This is a genomic window from Cytophagales bacterium, from assembly GCA_033344775.1.
Lineage (GTDB): Bacteria > Bacteroidota > Bacteroidia > Cytophagales > Cyclobacteriaceae > JAWPMT01.
The window spans coordinates 2341593-2356725 of sequence record JAWPMT010000005.1 but is presented as its reverse complement, the minus strand read 5'-3'; the positions used below and the strand labels follow the sequence as shown (position 1 = coordinate 2356725).

Below are 15133 nucleotides of genomic sequence, written 5' to 3'. Positions count from 1 at the left end.
ATTTAGGATTGCCAGTTTCTTTTAGAGAGCATGGTCTGCGCCAGTAGAAGCCCCAGCGAAATGATTGAGCCAAAGAAGATGATATCCCGGCTGTCGATCACGCCACGACTCATCGAATCGTAATGTGCCCTTATACTCAGGTAATTGAATATTTCTCCAGCTACTCCCGAGAATGAAGCACTGATGGCATCAAACAAAAAGTGAAAGAACACCGAAATCAATAATGCCAACAAAAAGGAAACAATCTGATTTTGGGTCAGGCTGCTTGCGAAAAGACCGATGCTGATATAGGAAGCAGACAACAAGATAAGTCCCAGGTATCCGCCAATCACACTACCGTCATCAATATTGCCCAGCTGACTGATCGTGATGTAATAAGGTAAGGTACATGCCAGGGCGATGATGACCAGGATCAAACAGGCCAGGAATTTCCCCATGACAATCTGGCCGTCAGAAACGGCCTTGGTGATCAACAATTCGATCGTGCCTGCCCGGTTCTCTTCCGCGATCATCCGCATGGTAATGGCCGGTATAAAGAAGAACAAGGACCAAAAGGCCACTCCAAAGAAAGTACCTAGACTCGCCTGGTTTCCCACAAATATGTTGGTGGTTACGAGCCAGGTGAAGATGCCACTTAGGCCGAGGAACAATACAATCATCACATATGCGATCAAAGAATCGAAAAAGGATGACAATTCTCTTTTAGTAATTATCCAAGTTTTTTGCATCGCGTTAATTCGTTAGGTCCCTGAATACGTCTTCCAATCGGGTCTCGATCCCGGTCATTTCAGTGAGATACCATTTTTGTGTAACACACAGGTCAAAAATGGCTTTTCTGGAGCTGAGCTCAGGTTTGCTTTGTACCGAAAAGAAGCCTGGCCGGCCTTCAATGGCACTGGCTTTCTCCACGGATGCCAATCCCAACAAGGCCCTGGCAATGTCTCCTTCTCCTTCGATCTGGATCGTCAGGAGTTCTTGCCCCTGAGCTTGTTGTCTTAACGTATCAGAAGTTCCATCAGCAACAATTCGGCCCCGGTTAATGATCAGGATACGGTCGCAAGTAGCTTCAACTTCTGAAAGGATATGTGAGCTAAGGATTACGGTCTTTTGTTTGCCCAACTCCTTGATCAACTTACGGATCTCTACGATTTGGTTAGGGTCTAATCCTGTCGTAGGCTCATCCAGGATCAATACTTCCGGGTCGTGGATCATGGCTTGTGCCAGTCCGACACGTTGCCGATATCCTTTGGAAAGCTCATTGATGTTTTTATGCTTTTCACGATCCAGTCCACATTTCTCAATCATTTCTCCAATTCTTCCGGGGATAGCTGATTTGGCGACACCCTGGATTTCGGCACTGAAACGGAGATAATCAATAATGGACATGTCCACATATAGTGGATTATTTTCAGGTAAGTATCCGATTTTCTTTTTGATGGCTTCCTGATCTGCGTGGATCGACAATTCATCGAGACGGATGTCCCCATCGGTGGGCGCCATGAAACAGGTGATCATTTTCATGGTGGTGCTCTTCCCGGCACCATTTGGCCCCAAAAAACCGACTACCTCGCCGGTTTTGATCTCAAATGAAATGTCGTTGACTGCTTTTTGTTCACCGTACTTTTTGGTGAGGCCTTCTACAACGATAGACATGTTAGATCTGTTAGGATTATGCTGTAAATCAATCGGTTAACCCTCAATGATCAACCGAGCGCAATTATAAAGTTGACACATGGTATTTTCAAGTAGTATGGATTGTTAAAAAGTGTTAATCACCGGTTAATTATTTATTCTCCGTGTTTTTATCCGAACGATCATGCAAATGATAGATTTATTAGAACTCCTGATTTATAATTACCGTTGTAAGAACACGTTGGACAATAGCCTCTATGGATTCGAACTTCTTAAAGAAAATCGCGGCCTCTCATGATCGGCCGAAAGCCCTGCCTGGATCGGAGGAAATTGATTCCTTTTTAGTTCGGTTGCTGCAGTTTCTGTTTCCGGAACTCAACAACATTCGACTGACAAAAGTAGAGGAACTTGAACTGGAATACTCTGAGATCAAGCGGGCATTTGAGCAATTGCTGGAAAAAACTCGTGCTTGTGAGAGTCAACAGGTATTGAGTATTTGCGAATACTTTTTCAAAGATCTGGAATCCGTCTATGACCTATGTCTGGAAGACGCTCAGGCGATATTAGAGGGCGATCCTGCAGCCAATGACCTGAGAGAAGTTATACGGACTTATCCTGGATTTCTGGCCATTGCGATTTACCGTATTGCCCATATCATGACACACATTGATGTGCCCTATCTACCCAGGATATTTACCGAATATGCACATTCAAAGACGGGAATAGACATTCATCCAAAGGCTCAGATAGGCCGTTATTTCTGCATCGATCATGGAACGGGTGTTGTGATCGGTGAAACTACGGTCATCGGCGATCATGTCAAAATCTATCAAGGGGTGACCTTAGGCGCTTTAAGTGTAAATAAAAACATGGCGTCGATCAAACGTCATCCTACCATCAAAGATCAGGTAGTGATCTATGCAGGTGCTACGATCCTTGGTGGTGAAACAGAAATTGGAGAAAATAGCATCATCGGAGGAAGTGTCTGGATAACGGAAAGTGTATTGCCGAACTCAAGAGTTTATCATACATCTGACCACCAATTCATAAAAACATTGTAATGGAAAAATCAAATTCGGCACTTGCTGGAAACATCGGACAACTCATCGGTAACACCCCTCTGGTGAAGATCAATCTTCCGGAGATCCCGGACCATGTAACCGTCTATGGTAAATTGGAAGGGAATAACCCCGGTGGTAGTGTCAAAGATCGGCCGGCTTTCAATATGATCAATGAAGCTTTGGTTCGTGGAGACATCAAGCCAGATTCCAAATTGGTGGAAGCCACCAGTGGTAATACCGGGATCGCGCTGGCCATGGTAGCTTCATCCTTCAACCTGGACATTACGTTGATCATGCCTGAGAATTCCACGCAGGAACGAATTGATACCATGCGGGCTTATGGTGCGAAAGTGATCCTGACCAAAGCAGAAGGTACCATTGAATATTCCCGAACCGTAGCGGATCAAATGGTCGCTGAAGAAGGCTATTTTTCACTCAATCAATTTGCCAATCCCGATAATTACCTGGCCCATTATAAAACGACCGGACCTGAGATCTGGCGCGATACGGAAGGCGGAATTACACACTTTGTGGCCAGTATGGGTACGACAGGTACGATCATGGGAAATTCCATGTTCCTGAAAGAACAGAATGCTGATATTCGGATCGTGGGTGTGCAGCCAGAGGAAGGATCCCAAATTCCTGGCATCAGAAAATGGTCCCCGGAGTTTCTGCCTGCGATCTTTGATGCGAGCAGAGTGGATGAGATCTTGTATGTGAATCGGGATCAGGCCATAGAAATGACACGTCGATTAGCGGCAGAAACTGGCGTTTTTGCCGGTATGAGTAGCGGGGGCGTTCAGCATGCGGTAGTGCAATTGGCACAATCTCTCAAAGCGCCCGCGACCATCGTTTCGATTGTATGTGATCGGGGAGATCGGTATTTGAGTTCGGATTTGTTTAAAGCTTAATCAGAGAACAACTCCCAAAGTTGTTCCCATTCTTCATCCAAGGAACCACTAAAACTGGATTGACCTGCTCGTCGGTACCAATAATCAGCATTCCACTGATCACCTTCTTTTCGGTGTAGGTAAGCGTGTACCCATGCAGCGTCCTGACCACCGAGTTGATCGACCAGATCGTGGGCACCCTGCCAGTCTCCTTCTTTGTCTAGCTTCAAAGCCTGATGACAAATGGCGCGGTTATTCATATCAGGAAAGTTAGTGAGGAATAGCAGACTAGTGGGTTGTTGGTTTCCAATAATCGACTCATTTTTCCAATAATCGATAAATGCGTTCCGGTCATCTATTTCATGGCTATGATAGGGTGTGATCCAACTACCTTCGAATCAGCTAAGACTATAGACCGAAATGAATCCATTTAAAGTAGAAATCGCAACCATCGGGTTCTCTCCATTCAATGAGGCCCTGGAAGCGCTAGACGCTCAGGTAACCCAGTATGAAAATCAAGAAGAAGCTGTTGCTGGCTTGAAATTCAGAAGCAGCAAAGGTTTTGAGATGCCTACTTTGATTATTTGTTGCGCCGGAATGGAGCGCCCGCTTTATGACGAATTGGCGATGTATTGTGCATCGTTATCTCTTCAGGTACCAATAGTGGTCTACGACCAGGCTTTTAGTGCCCTCCGAAGAAGAGACGCGAAGATATTAGGCGCTGCCGCTTACCTTGCTGAACCAATCACTGAGGAAAGAATGGAGCAAAAATTATTCGTCATGATCGACGAGCAGTTGGAGAAAAAGAGTGATGCGGTTGCTACGTATCACGATCGATTGGGGTCTTCGGACTACCGCTTATAATAACACACCGCCCAGGGGCTGCATCATCATAAGGTGTGGCCCCTTTTTAAGACATTGTTGAAGATCTATTTAGGTTGAATTGAGTCATTGCCCGCCAAGTGCGGGCTTTGTTTTTTAAGCTCATTTTTTCAATTCTTCATTAGTAGGGCAAAACATCTGAACAAGGCTGAATGGCTTTTGCCATTGCCACTACCGTACTTATCAATGACTGCTGACCATCAGTAGCTATTAATCTTACGTTTGAAGTTCTTAGGATTTGGCTGAGAATTGCTTTGTGATAAGTGAGCTGCACTGGCTCTGGAGAGCCATCGATAAGGATTCTTATTTATCTGAAGTTGAGTAGCGCTTCTAGCATTGCTCGCAAGAACAATCTTGATATTCCCTTGCAAGCACTTAAACGCCAAAAATTTAAAACCCAAAAACGAATAGGTGCAGATACGTGGTTATTTTAAGTGATATCAAAATATCAGTTTGCATACCATGTTAGCATGATTAAAAATGCACCCACCCCTGTGCCTGGAGTTCCATTACATTTTGGCTTCTGGTCACCATTACTTTGCCTTTTTCCTTTTCATGCATGTAACCAATGGTGTGAATGTCCTCATGATTTTTGATCTTCTCAAAATCCTCTTGCTTTAGGGTGAAAAGTAGCTCATAATCTTCTCCGCCATTCAAAGCACAAGTATTGGGGTCGATGGAAAATTCTGCCGCGGTGGAAAAGGTCTGTTCGCCAATGGGGAGTTTGTCTTCGTAAATTGAAACGCCCAGATCAGACTGTTTACAGAGATGGAAAAGTTCCGATACCAATCCATCAGAAATATCAATCATGGAAGTGGGGACAATGTTCAGCTCCGCCAATTCATGAATGATGTCCATGCGTGCTTTGGGTCGCAACTGCCTGCCTACCACATGGTCATACTTTTCAATCTGTGGCTGCATGTCGGGATTAGCCAGGTATTCTTGTTTTTCTCGTTCGAGCACCTGTAATCCAATATAAGCAGCACCCAGATCACCGCTTACACATACAATGTCTGACTTGGCCGCAGTATTGCGATAAGTGATTTTTTCTGCATTGGTTTCACCTAAAACCGAGACAGAGATCACCAATCCAGTTCGGGAAGCCGTCGTATCTCCACCAACCAGGTCTACCTTATATTCTTCACAGGCACTTTTGATGCCCTTGTAGATCATTTCGATGGCCTCCACCGAGAAGCGATTACTTAACCCGAGATTTACCGTGACTTGTTTAGGAATACCATTCATGGATGCAATGTCAGATACATTCACTGCAATGGCTTTGTAGCCAAGGTGTTGAAGCGGCATGTAAGCCAGGTCAAAGTGAATGCCTTCCAGTAACATGTCAGAAGAAAGCAAAGTCAGCTGCCCTTCGGAGGAAGAAATGACTGCTGCATCGTCCCCAATTCCTTTGACCGTTTGGTCGTTTTCAGGGGTGAATTTTGAACTCAATCGATCGATCAGTCCGAATTCACCCAATTCTCCAATTTCTGTACGTTTTTCTTCCATGTTATTTGATCTCCTGGCAAAGTTCTACCAATACGCCGTTAGTGGATTTGGGATGAATAAAGGCTACTAGTTTATTATCAGCTCCTTTTTTTGGAGCTTCGTTGATCAACTGAAAACCCTCTTCTTGCAATCGCGCCATTTCTTTTTCAATGTCTGCTACTTCAAAAGCGATGTGGTGAATGCCTTCTCCTTTTTTGTTGATGTATTTGGAAATAGGGCCGTCTTCAGCAGTGGATTCCAAAAACTCAATCTTGGTCTCACCCATTTGAAAAAATGATGTGCTGACTCCTTCAGAGGCTACTTCTTCCTGCTTATAATGTGCCCGGTCAAAGAGTTTGGCATACAGATCGTTTACCTCAGCAAGGTTTTTTACAGCAATTCCGATATGTTCGACTTTTATCATTTTTCGCTTTTGTGATTAACTTTGCAAAAATGGGGAAACTTTTCCTTCATCGAATCAATTAACTTTATTCATCATTAAGGAGAACAGCATATGATTAGTGTCACTGAAAAAGCAAAAGACCAGTTGATGGTCCTGAGAAAGGAAGAAGGACATAGCGCACAGCACAACGTACGTGTAGCGGTCAAAGGTGGTGGTTGTTCTGGTTTGATGTATGACCTGGAGTTTGATGATAAGATCAACGATTCAGATGATGTATTTGAGGACAATGGCGTCAAAGTGATCGTTGACAAGAAAAGCCTGCTGTACCTTTTAGGTACTACTTTAGATTTCTCCGATGGTCTCAATGGCAAAGGCTTCCAGTTTGTCAACCCTAATGCCTCCCGAACTTGCGGTTGTGGCGAGAGCTTCTCAGTATAAGCAACTGTCTTTATTTTCTTAAGGATTGATGGCTGACGTAAGTCACTATTTCAGCCATTAAATCTCATTTCTCTCAGTAAAAAACTACCATACCTTGGGTCCATCATAAATCAGGGATTGCCACTTAGCAAGACTGTTCCTGATTTCAACCAAAACCCAGGAAGTCATGGAAGTATTAGAGAAAAAAGCAGTGGGTGCTATGGAGCATCTGCTGGTAGATCGTCCGATAGCACTTCATCGAAAACAGAAAATCGCTGACAAAACAGCTTATCAGGATTTACTCGAGATCAAAACTCAAAAAGCACAGAAAGAAAAGCGAGAGAAACTGCTTTACTTTTTTGTGGGATTGAGCTTGAGTTTGTTTTTAATCATACTTGCTTTTGAGCACAAAGTGCAGGATGATACTCCAATGATTGTCATGGACGGAGGCGAGAATGATATTGAAATGATGGCTGAAATTCCGCTTACGGAACAACCACCTCCGCCACCGCCACCCACGCAAAACATTCCACAGGTCATCACAGAAGTAGCCAACGACACGGAGGTAATCGAAGACTTGAAGGTAGAAATTGATGTGGAAATGACCGAAAACATGGTTGTGGAGGAAGTTGTTTTTGAAGAGGTGGAAATAGAAGAGGAAAAAGTGGACGAAATCTTTGATATCGTAGAAACATTGCCAGAGCCAATTGGAGGATATGCCGCATTCTATCGCTTTCTAGCTGAAAATCTGGATTACCCCAAAGATGCACTGAAGAACAGGGTAGAGGGAAAGGTATTTGTACAGTTTGTGATTGAGAAGGATGGGGGGCTCACCAATTTCAAAGTCTTAAAGGGAATTGGTAGTAGTTGTGATGAAGAAGCCATTCGCGTTTTGACTACAGTACCCAACTGGGAGCCCGGGAAGCAGCGAGGACGTAATGTCCGGGTTTATCGAACGATCCCAATCATCTTCAAGCTAGCCAATTGACAATGATATTCCCCTAGCAAAAAATGATGGACTTAGACAATTTTTTGAAGCGGAGTTTTATGAAGTATCCTACTCCGCTTTCTTCCTGCTTCCTGAAGTTTTTCGCACACTTACCTGTTTCACCGATTTGATCTGATCTTCAATTGCTTTTAAGCTATCGGCGATGTTCTCCAACCCTTCAGCTAATTGTGCGTTTTGGCCGTAACCCTTCTGTTTCTGACGCGTGGCGAACCGTTCCAAAATGAGTTGCCATCTTTCTTGCTCCCCATCCGTCATGATGCCGGTGAGTAAATTGAACCGCAGCAAATTGGCTTCAGCGTTGGAAGTCAGTGTTTGTGCTTCATTTTCATAATGGGATTGGATCACAGTTTCTAATTCATCTTCATTCATCATGGGGAGTAACTTTTCCACGATTTTGTTCATGTCCCGGTACGAGCCCTGAAGCTTGAATGGTGGCTCCGTTCGGTATTCATCGGCCATGGCAGCAGATTCGATGTAGAGTAAGTTCACCTTTAAAACTACATCTCTTACTTTCATCATGTGCTTGAGAACCGCGGCATATTCCTGCAGTTCTTCTGCCGTATGATTCACTTCAAATTTCAGACCTTCACTGGTTCCTGTTTCCGTCATTTTGATCAGGGAATGAACATCGTCAAGGCTTCTTGCCGCCAGTTTGCTCAAAATCGGATTGGAGGTCAGTGAGTTTTCGATGTAACTCAATTTGAATACTTCTTCCGTATCCCCAATTACATCACCCAGATTGTAGACGTCCGCCCGATTAGAGAGCATGTCAGGAATCTGAAATTTCTCACCACTTTCTGTGTATGGGTTTCCGGCCATAACCACACAAACTTTCTTGCCCCGGAAGTCGTAGGTTTTTGTTTTTCCTTTATAAACCCCTTCAATTTTTCGTTGTGCATCGCACATGGAGATGAATTTTTGAAGGAACTCCGGATTGCAATGCTGGATGTCGTCAAGGTAGATCATCACATTATTGCCCATTTCAAAAGACAAGTTCAGTTTTTGGAGTTCTTCCGCAGAGGCAGCATTCGGAGCATCGGCTGGATCTACTGAGGTCACTTCGTGTCCGATGGCAGGCCCATTGATCTTCATGAAAATCACACCCAAACGGCTGGCGATGTATTCCATCAAAGTGGTTTTGCCATATCCCGGAGGGGAGACCAACAGTAACAATCCCATCAGGTCCGTTCTTTTTCCTTCGCCTGCAGTTCCGATCTGTTTAGCCAGGTTAGCACCGATCAAAGGGAAATAAACCTGATCGATCAACTTATTTCTCACAAAAGAAGACAGGACCCTGGGTTTAAAACTTTCCAGTTTTAATTCACTGCGATAGTTCATGGTCAGGTCTTTTTTCAAGCGTTGTAACTCTGAGAATTTCGGTGCTATTTCACGATTATAATCACTTAGTCGTTGACGAAATTCATTCAAATGGAATTCATATTTCCCTTCATTGATTATGGAATGACTTCCTTTGAACCCTTCAAGAGAGGCGGCCAATGAAACGTTGCTGACATAAGAGGAGTTATGGTCCTGAAATAATGCCAGATTGGCTACCTCATAGAGAAGTTCATAAGAGAAGGAGCCTTCTTCTGTCATGAAGGCGTGTACCCAATGGCTGGCCATTCGTAAGCCCAACAAAGGATTGTTTTTAAGTCCACTTAGGGATTGCTTGAATTTTGTTTCTGCTTTTTTACTCTTCAAAGACTTTTGAAAAGCCATGAAGCACTGGTCAGCAGCGGTACTAATGAGAAAATGATCTTTTGTTGAAAGCTCATCGAACAAATACCTGGAAGCTTCAGAAGTGATATTTTCCGGGACATCATCGGGAAGTCCACTGGTACTCATTCCGTATTTGACATCTCCGATTAATCCCTCAAATTCTCTGGAACCAGGGAATACGGATAAAATGATTCCCGCTGATTTGATTTGGTCCAGAAGTGATTTCTGCTCCTTTTCTGGTACGAGCGCTTGCCAGTAGAATTTGGCCAATGCTCGGGCTTGACTGCTGTATTTTAAGGTGCCTGCTGCATTGGATCTTTCTGCGAGTACATCTAATATGAGTTTTGTGTCGTATTCGTGGATGCCTTTGACATACCCCTCATCATAACGAGACGTCATGACACGCTGAATTAATTCCGTTTTGGCTTCGTCATCCAAATTCGTGTAGGTGGGAAGATCGTACTCTTCTAGGTCTTCCAGGCTTGTTGTTCCTTCCAAGCCCTGGAAAATCAGGAAAGCCAGGTATTCTGAGCGATAGACTGATTCGTTTTCAGAGATCAATGTTTGATCCCAGAAGTGGCCAAGACTCAATAGTTGAGGATGCGCAATGGCTTCAAAAAAGTCGGTACCGACCAAATGATAGTGGGGTACTTGTTGTTTCACTACCAAGCTCAGATCCAACGCCAGGTTGTTGGTGAAGAACTTATGGTTGCCCATATTGATCACATTGCCACCATCCGTGAACAAGTCTTGTTGGTCACGAAGTTTGCGTTGAATTTCTTCTCTGATGGTTTTAAGCTGGCTCAGCAAGTCATCAGATTTTACTGTATCTCCGCTTTCCACCAGTTGTTTCGAGATACTTCGTACTTTTTCGACCATCAGGTCAGCGGCAAAGTAGGCGTTGATTTCGTCTTTACTCTTTAAGGTACCCGACTTGTTTCGAATGGCTCCTAAAACACGCTCGGCAGCCTGAAACAGTTGATTCGCCTTCTTGTTTCGCTGTTCTGTGAGATACAGTTTTCTTGCTTCAAAGGCATTGTAAATTTCCTCTCGTTTAGCGCTGATCACCTCCAGAAATTCATCGAATTCTGAGAATTTGCCTTCTAGTTCCTCAATCTGTACAATCAGCTTGGTGAGATACTCTTCACATTTTTCTGGAGTATCACAGATGTCGAGATAATTGGTGACCGATTGCTCCAATAACTTAATGGTGGCAGAAAACTCCGCTTTCCCTTCTGTGGAAAGGAGTGATTTACGCTTATTGACTAGTTTGGCTTTTACCTGATTATAAGAGCTGTAGAGATCAGAGATCAATTCAATGATCCGAGTAGTTTGTGTGGTATCACTGATCTTAAGGTTACTTACCGTATCGATCAATAGGTCTAGCTCTGAGGCAACTTGCTCACCTGCTGATTTCAGTTTGTCGGCTTCAATAACCTTGCTGATTTTCTCGATCTTCTTTTCAAAGTCGTCGACTTTTTCAATGAAAGGAGCCAATGAATGATCCTGCATAAGAAAACGAACGCAAGACTGGGAAATGTTGTCCGATGATTGTGCTAATTCTTCATCAAAGGTCTCCAGTTTGGCCACATCAACGTAACGAAGGTCTTTCGCACTTATAATTTCACCACGGACTTCTCTCACTTCTGTCAACAAATCAACATAATGAATGATATTGCCGAAAGAGGCTTTAGATTTTTTGAGTACGTCGGATTGTTTCTTTGCAAGTTCCGTCACCCTCTTCAGGGAGTTTTCCTTGATCTTCCGGACTTTTTCATACTCATCTACCGCAGATTCTGCTACCTGTCGGATGTCCGCTAGCGGCTTGGCAAGATTGTATTGCTCTTCTTTTGCCAGCCAGTGATAGGAGTCGATGACGTCCGTAGCTTTTTTGATTACATCGATGTACAGATCGGTGTAAATCTCTTCTTTGTTGATCAGGTTGATGATGTCCTGACATTCGGCCATGGCCCGAACCACATCTTTATTTCCGATCTTTTGAAGGAAGGAATCGGTTTTTTCGGCAGCCTGGAAATTGGGACCAGTAAAAGGAGTCTGCCAAATCTGGATCGTATGGTGTTTCTTGGGTTCTTCATCCGCACGGAAAATGCACATTTCGCCATTTTCAAAAATGGTAAACCCGTGGCAGATGATGGGGTTTTCTACCTTTTGGGCAATGATATTATAACTGAGTAAGAGGAAGATTCCCTGTGGTCGATTGTAGAATACGTACAAAAAATCTTCTCCATTAAGGGAAGTGATTTTGCGTTCGAACAGCATGTCCTGTACGTCGTAATCGAACTGTTTGTATTCCCCAGATTGTAAGTAATAGCCATTACTAAAGATCAAACCATGATCATCTGGGAGCAAAATACAAGAGGAACTGATCGCGTCTATTCGTTTTACTTCTTTCAGTTTTTCATTGAACACCAGGTAGCGCTCTTCTTCCTGATAAGGTTTTGCTTTGATCAGGATTAGGCTCCCGATTTCGGAAAAGTGGAATTCTCCATCCGCCAGTGTCTGTTGCTTGTTGGCTACATCTTCGCTATAAATGCCTTCTCCGTCCTGGGTATTGTCTTCAATTTTGACGGTGAGATCACCGCCCACAGTTTCTACAAATACCCGATCCTTGATGGAAATATGTGGATGTTCACCTTCCCGGAAATCTTCTCTTCGTGTCCGGTTCCATTGGAATTCATGTTGTGCCGGGAATTTGTATTCGTGATCACTGCGATTATCAACGTAGACCAGTTCCGAATTTTTCAGTTCCCATTTAAAGGTTTTGATGTCATTGACGTCTTGCCCAATTCTAAAAACCATGTGCATGAATGGGCCGTCGATGGCAAATCGCAGGAATTGGGTGTGTTTATAATATTTGTAGAGCTTCTGGAAGTCATCGAGAAAAATCTGGTCCTTCAACAGGCTTTCGAGGGGTAGTTCGTGAAAGGTTTGATCGTCTCGGAATTCAAAGTAAGCAAATACGTCAGTCGGCTTCAGTTCGCTGCGCAACCCGACCATCACATTGTAGCCAAACAGAAAGTTGTTCCCGATGGCATGCATGTCCCAGGGGATGCAATTGTTAGCGGTAGTGATGCGATCGGTGGCGAGTACCTTGGTCTCTATGGTACCAAAGACACGTTTCCGCTCTTCGTTAAGGTTGGATAAGGTAGTTTTAAGTGCTTTAGTTTTGTTCAGGATGCGATTTCGAAGCAACTCGTAAGTACCACCTTCCAATGCATTTTGTGGGTTTTCATCCGCCATAGGTCTCTTCGTCTTTTTTCAATAGTGTTTTGTAAGATTGAATGACGCCCTGGAAAAGGGTTATTTTCTCAGTAGCGTTAGTAAAGCTGCCTTTACCCATCTCAGATAGGTAAAGACAGCAGATATTTATTAAAGACCCAGTGTGCTGGCTTTTTGATCACTGACACCCAGTGCTTCTGCGATGGTTCCAAGGTGTTTGATCACACCTTTGTCCTCTTCACTTCCAGACTCGTTGGCCAGACGAAGCAGTAATGCTGAAATACTCAACTCTTTAATATCATTCGCGCTTACTCCAAATTGGCTAATAAAACCTTTGAGTTTCTCTTTGAAATTTTGTCCACTCCCGGAATTGAAAAATGTATCTTTCACTTGCGTTAGTGTTTCGCTGTTGCTCATCAATTTGTCAATGGACTTACCTTTGGTGATGGATCCAACGATCTGATCGAAGAACATGGTTTCTCCACCTACAATATCGATGTTGGCTGCTTTTAATGCTTCAGCAATTACTGTAGCTTGAGACGTGGCAATCTCCTTCTGGATGTTGACTTTGGCTAGTTCGATTTGACGATCGGTTTCTAATTTGAGCTTGAACTCTTCATGAGCACGTCCGACTTCATCCAGCACTTGCATGGCTTTGGCTTTCTCTTTGATGCCTTCAGCGTCGGCCATCAGTTTTTCCTTGAGCACGTTGGCTTCAGCCAGGCCTTTCTTCTCTTCCGCATCAGCTTTCAGTGAAATGACCTTGGCTTCGGATTGTCCTTGTTCCAGGCTGATCTTGGCTTTCACCTGACCGAGTTCTTCTTCCGCTTCCGCTTGCGCAATTCCTCTTTGTTTGATGCTTTTGGCCTCTGCTTCGGCTTGAGATTCGATGACCGATGCTTGCGCTTCACCTTCCTTCTCTTTTGCGGCGGCTTTGGCTTCCATCACTTGTGCTTCAGAAAGACCGATGGCTGCAGCTTCAGCTGCTTGTGCTTCCGATAGGGTTTTGATGGCTTGTGCCCGGTGGATGGCGGCACTTTCTTCTGCTTGAGCATCAATCAAGGCTTGCTTAGCCAGGTGCTCAGAGGCTTCTTTTTTCGCTTCTGCATCTTTGATCTGACGAACCAGTGCTTCTTCTGCGTCTTTCTCCGCCAGGGTAATGGCTACTTTCTTGGTTCGTTCGGCTTCTGCATTGGCTTCAATGTCCTTCATGCGCTCCTTCTCTTCGACCACTGTCTTTTCGATAGAAACACGCTCACGAATGACATCCTGAATGTTTTTGCGTTCTTCTTCGACCGCCTTTTCTTTTTCGATCTGAGCGATTTCTACGATTCGTTCCTTCTCAGTAAGCTCCAGTTGCCGGGCCCGATCTACTTTTTCAGTTTCTACGGCATTGGTACGCTCTTTATTCTTCGCGGCGACCAGTACCTCACGAAGTTTATTTTCTTCCGCTACCTGGATTTCTTCTTCTGTAGCTATTCGAGCGCGTTCTGCTTTAAGTTTTTCTTCTTCCTGAATTTTCAAAGTTTCCGCTTCTTCTCTGGCTTGAACTACCTCGATCTCTCGTTTTTGTTTCGCTTCTGCTTCCGCCTGCTGGCGTTCCAGTTCAAGCACAGTTTCTTTGGCTTCTACATCTTGCTTCGTCAGTGTTTTCTCCTTTTCTCGTTCGATGTAGTTGGCTTCCATTTTCTGGTCAGCCGTCAGTTTGATGATCTTTTTGATACCTTCTGCATCAAGGATGTTGCGCTCGTCCAGGTCTGAAATAGGCGTTTGCTCTAGGTAATCAATGGCACAATCGTCAAGAATGTAGCCATTCAGGTCAGTGCCGATCGTTTCAATAATCGCTTGCTTAAAGTCATCTCTACTGTTGTAAAGATCCACAAAATCCAGGCGCTTACCGACGGTTTTTAATGCTTCGGAGAATTTGGCATCAAATAATTGTTCTAATGATTCCTGATGGGAAGCTCGAGCACTACCAATGGATTGCGCGACTTGTTTTACATCTTCGATGGTTTGATTAACCCTGATGAAGAACGTGACTTTGATGTCTGCTCGCATGTTGTCTTTACAGATCAATCCCTCTTTGCCTGTTCTGGAAATCACGATGGTTTTGAGGGTAATATCCATCACTTCCATTTTGTGAATCACTGGCACTACCATGATTCCGGAGAAGTGCACCTTTGTGCCTCCCATTCCTGTGCGAACCAAAGCCTGGCCTTGTAGCGCCTTTCGCCACATTTTGATGATCGCGGAGATAAAGCCAATAAAAATAATGACTCCAACTACCAGTAATACATAAAAGATTGGTCCTGTCATAAGCGTAGTATTTAGATGTTTGGTTTATTAGAATTTTGAAGTTGTGTGTTTTTTAGTCTTTAAGTTGTCGGTAGCTTCT

General features: G+C 44.0%; 12 protein-coding genes. 5 read left to right on the top strand and 7 right to left on the bottom strand.

Annotation, left to right across the window (positions count from 1 at the left end; translation table 11 throughout):
- Positions 1 to 2: 2 nt before the first annotated feature.
- Together R8G66_27530 and R8G66_27525 are read right to left on the bottom strand one after the other, a co-directional pair.
- Positions 3 to 728: an ABC transporter permease subunit gene (locus R8G66_27530; GenBank protein MDW3196154.1), complete on the bottom strand. Its 726-nt coding sequence runs from the start codon at positions 726 to 728 to the stop codon at positions 3 to 5.
- A gap of 4 nt (positions 729 to 732) precedes the next feature.
- Complete coding sequence (locus R8G66_27525) at positions 733 to 1653, bottom strand: ATP-binding cassette domain-containing protein (GenBank protein ID MDW3196153.1); 921 nt, start codon at positions 1651 to 1653, stop codon at positions 733 to 735.
- Between the two features lie 236 nt (positions 1654 to 1889).
- Between R8G66_27525 and R8G66_27520 the strand changes: the two genes are divergently transcribed.
- Positions 1890 to 2693, top strand: coding sequence for a serine O-acetyltransferase (locus R8G66_27520; protein ID MDW3196152.1), 804 nt, complete (start codon positions 1890 to 1892; stop codon positions 2691 to 2693).
- On the top strand, positions 2693 to 3604 hold the full coding sequence (cysM, locus tag R8G66_27515) for a cysteine synthase CysM (protein MDW3196151.1): 912 nt from the start codon (positions 2693 to 2695) through the stop codon (positions 3602 to 3604). Before R8G66_27520 ends, cysM begins: the two co-directional genes overlap by 1 nt.
- Here the strand turns inward: cysM and R8G66_27510 are convergent.
- Positions 3601 to 3843 carry a hypothetical protein gene (locus R8G66_27510; GenBank protein MDW3196150.1) on the bottom strand — a complete coding sequence of 81 codons (243 nt, stop codon included), beginning with the start codon at positions 3841 to 3843 and terminating at the stop codon, positions 3601 to 3603. The two genes, cysM and R8G66_27510, sit on opposite strands and share 4 nt — an antisense overlap.
- 160 nt (positions 3844 to 4003) lie before the next feature.
- Here R8G66_27510 and R8G66_27505 point away from each other — a divergent pair, with 160 nt between their 5' ends.
- Entirely contained in the window at positions 4004 to 4447 is a 444-nt protein-coding gene (locus tag R8G66_27505) for a hypothetical protein (protein MDW3196149.1), read from the top strand.
- A gap of 492 nt (positions 4448 to 4939) precedes the next feature.
- Here the strand turns inward: R8G66_27505 and thiL are convergent, their stop codons facing one another.
- Positions 4940 to 5971 carry a thiamine-phosphate kinase gene (gene thiL / locus R8G66_27500; GenBank protein ID MDW3196148.1) on the bottom strand — a complete coding sequence of 344 codons (1032 nt, stop codon included), beginning with the start codon at positions 5969 to 5971 and terminating at the stop codon, positions 4940 to 4942.
- A 1-nt stretch (position 5972) separates the two neighbouring features.
- Positions 5973 to 6374 carry a methylmalonyl-CoA epimerase gene (mce, locus tag R8G66_27495; protein ID MDW3196147.1) on the bottom strand — a complete coding sequence of 134 codons (402 nt, stop codon included), beginning with the start codon at positions 6372 to 6374 and terminating at the stop codon, positions 5973 to 5975.
- 90 nt (positions 6375 to 6464) lie between these two features.
- Here mce and R8G66_27490 point away from each other — a divergent pair, with 90 nt between their 5' ends.
- The gene (locus R8G66_27490; protein ID MDW3196146.1) at positions 6465 to 6791 is read left to right on the top strand and encodes an iron-sulfur cluster assembly accessory protein; all 327 of its coding nucleotides are present in this window, start codon (positions 6465 to 6467) and stop codon (positions 6789 to 6791) included.
- Positions 6792 to 6957: 166 nt separating this feature from the next.
- Positions 6958 to 7758, top strand: coding sequence for an energy transducer TonB (locus tag R8G66_27485; protein MDW3196145.1), 801 nt, complete (start codon positions 6958 to 6960; stop codon positions 7756 to 7758).
- A gap of 69 nt (positions 7759 to 7827) precedes the next feature.
- On the opposite strand, the gene R8G66_27480 is transcribed toward R8G66_27485, so the two are convergent.
- Both R8G66_27480 and R8G66_27475 read right to left on the bottom strand, forming a co-directional pair.
- On the bottom strand, positions 7828 to 12759 hold the full coding sequence (locus R8G66_27480; protein ID MDW3196144.1) for a DNA repair ATPase: 4932 nt from the start codon (positions 12757 to 12759) through the stop codon (positions 7828 to 7830).
- A 129-nt stretch (positions 12760 to 12888) separates the two neighbouring features.
- Positions 12889 to 15054, bottom strand: a complete 2166-nt coding sequence (locus R8G66_27475; GenBank protein ID MDW3196143.1) for a flotillin family protein — start codon at positions 15052 to 15054, stop codon at positions 12889 to 12891.
- Positions 15055 to 15133 lie beyond the last annotated feature (79 nt).

What these genes read in the sequence shown, in the direction of transcription:
- R8G66_27530 (MDW3196154.1), bottom strand. Translation starts at nt 728, where the DNA reads ATGCAAAAAACTTGGATAATTACTAAAAGAGAATTGTCATCCTTTTTC.
- R8G66_27525 (MDW3196153.1), bottom strand. Translation starts at nt 1,653, where the DNA reads ATGTCTATCGTTGTAGAAGGCCTCACCAAAAAGTACGGTGAACAAAAA.
- R8G66_27520 (MDW3196152.1), top strand. Translation starts at nt 1,890, where the DNA reads ATGGATTCGAACTTCTTAAAGAAAATCGCGGCCTCTCATGATCGGCCG.
- cysM (MDW3196151.1), top strand. Translation starts at nt 2,693, where the DNA reads ATGGAAAAATCAAATTCGGCACTTGCTGGAAACATCGGACAACTCATC.
- R8G66_27510 (MDW3196150.1), bottom strand. Translation starts at nt 3,843, where the DNA reads ATGAATAACCGCGCCATTTGTCATCAGGCTTTGAAGCTAGACAAAGAA.
- R8G66_27505 (MDW3196149.1), top strand. Translation starts at nt 4,004, where the DNA reads ATGAATCCATTTAAAGTAGAAATCGCAACCATCGGGTTCTCTCCATTC.
- thiL (MDW3196148.1), bottom strand. Translation starts at nt 5,971, where the DNA reads ATGGAAGAAAAACGTACAGAAATTGGAGAATTGGGTGAATTCGGACTG.
- mce (MDW3196147.1), bottom strand. Translation starts at nt 6,374, where the DNA reads ATGATAAAAGTCGAACATATCGGAATTGCTGTAAAAAACCTTGCTGAG.
- R8G66_27490 (MDW3196146.1), top strand. Translation starts at nt 6,465, where the DNA reads ATGATTAGTGTCACTGAAAAAGCAAAAGACCAGTTGATGGTCCTGAGA.
- R8G66_27485 (MDW3196145.1), top strand. Translation starts at nt 6,958, where the DNA reads ATGGAAGTATTAGAGAAAAAAGCAGTGGGTGCTATGGAGCATCTGCTG.
- R8G66_27480 (MDW3196144.1), bottom strand. Translation starts at nt 12,759, where the DNA reads ATGGCGGATGAAAACCCACAAAATGCATTGGAAGGTGGTACTTACGAG.
- R8G66_27475 (MDW3196143.1), bottom strand. Translation starts at nt 15,054, where the DNA reads ATGACAGGACCAATCTTTTATGTATTACTGGTAGTTGGAGTCATTATT.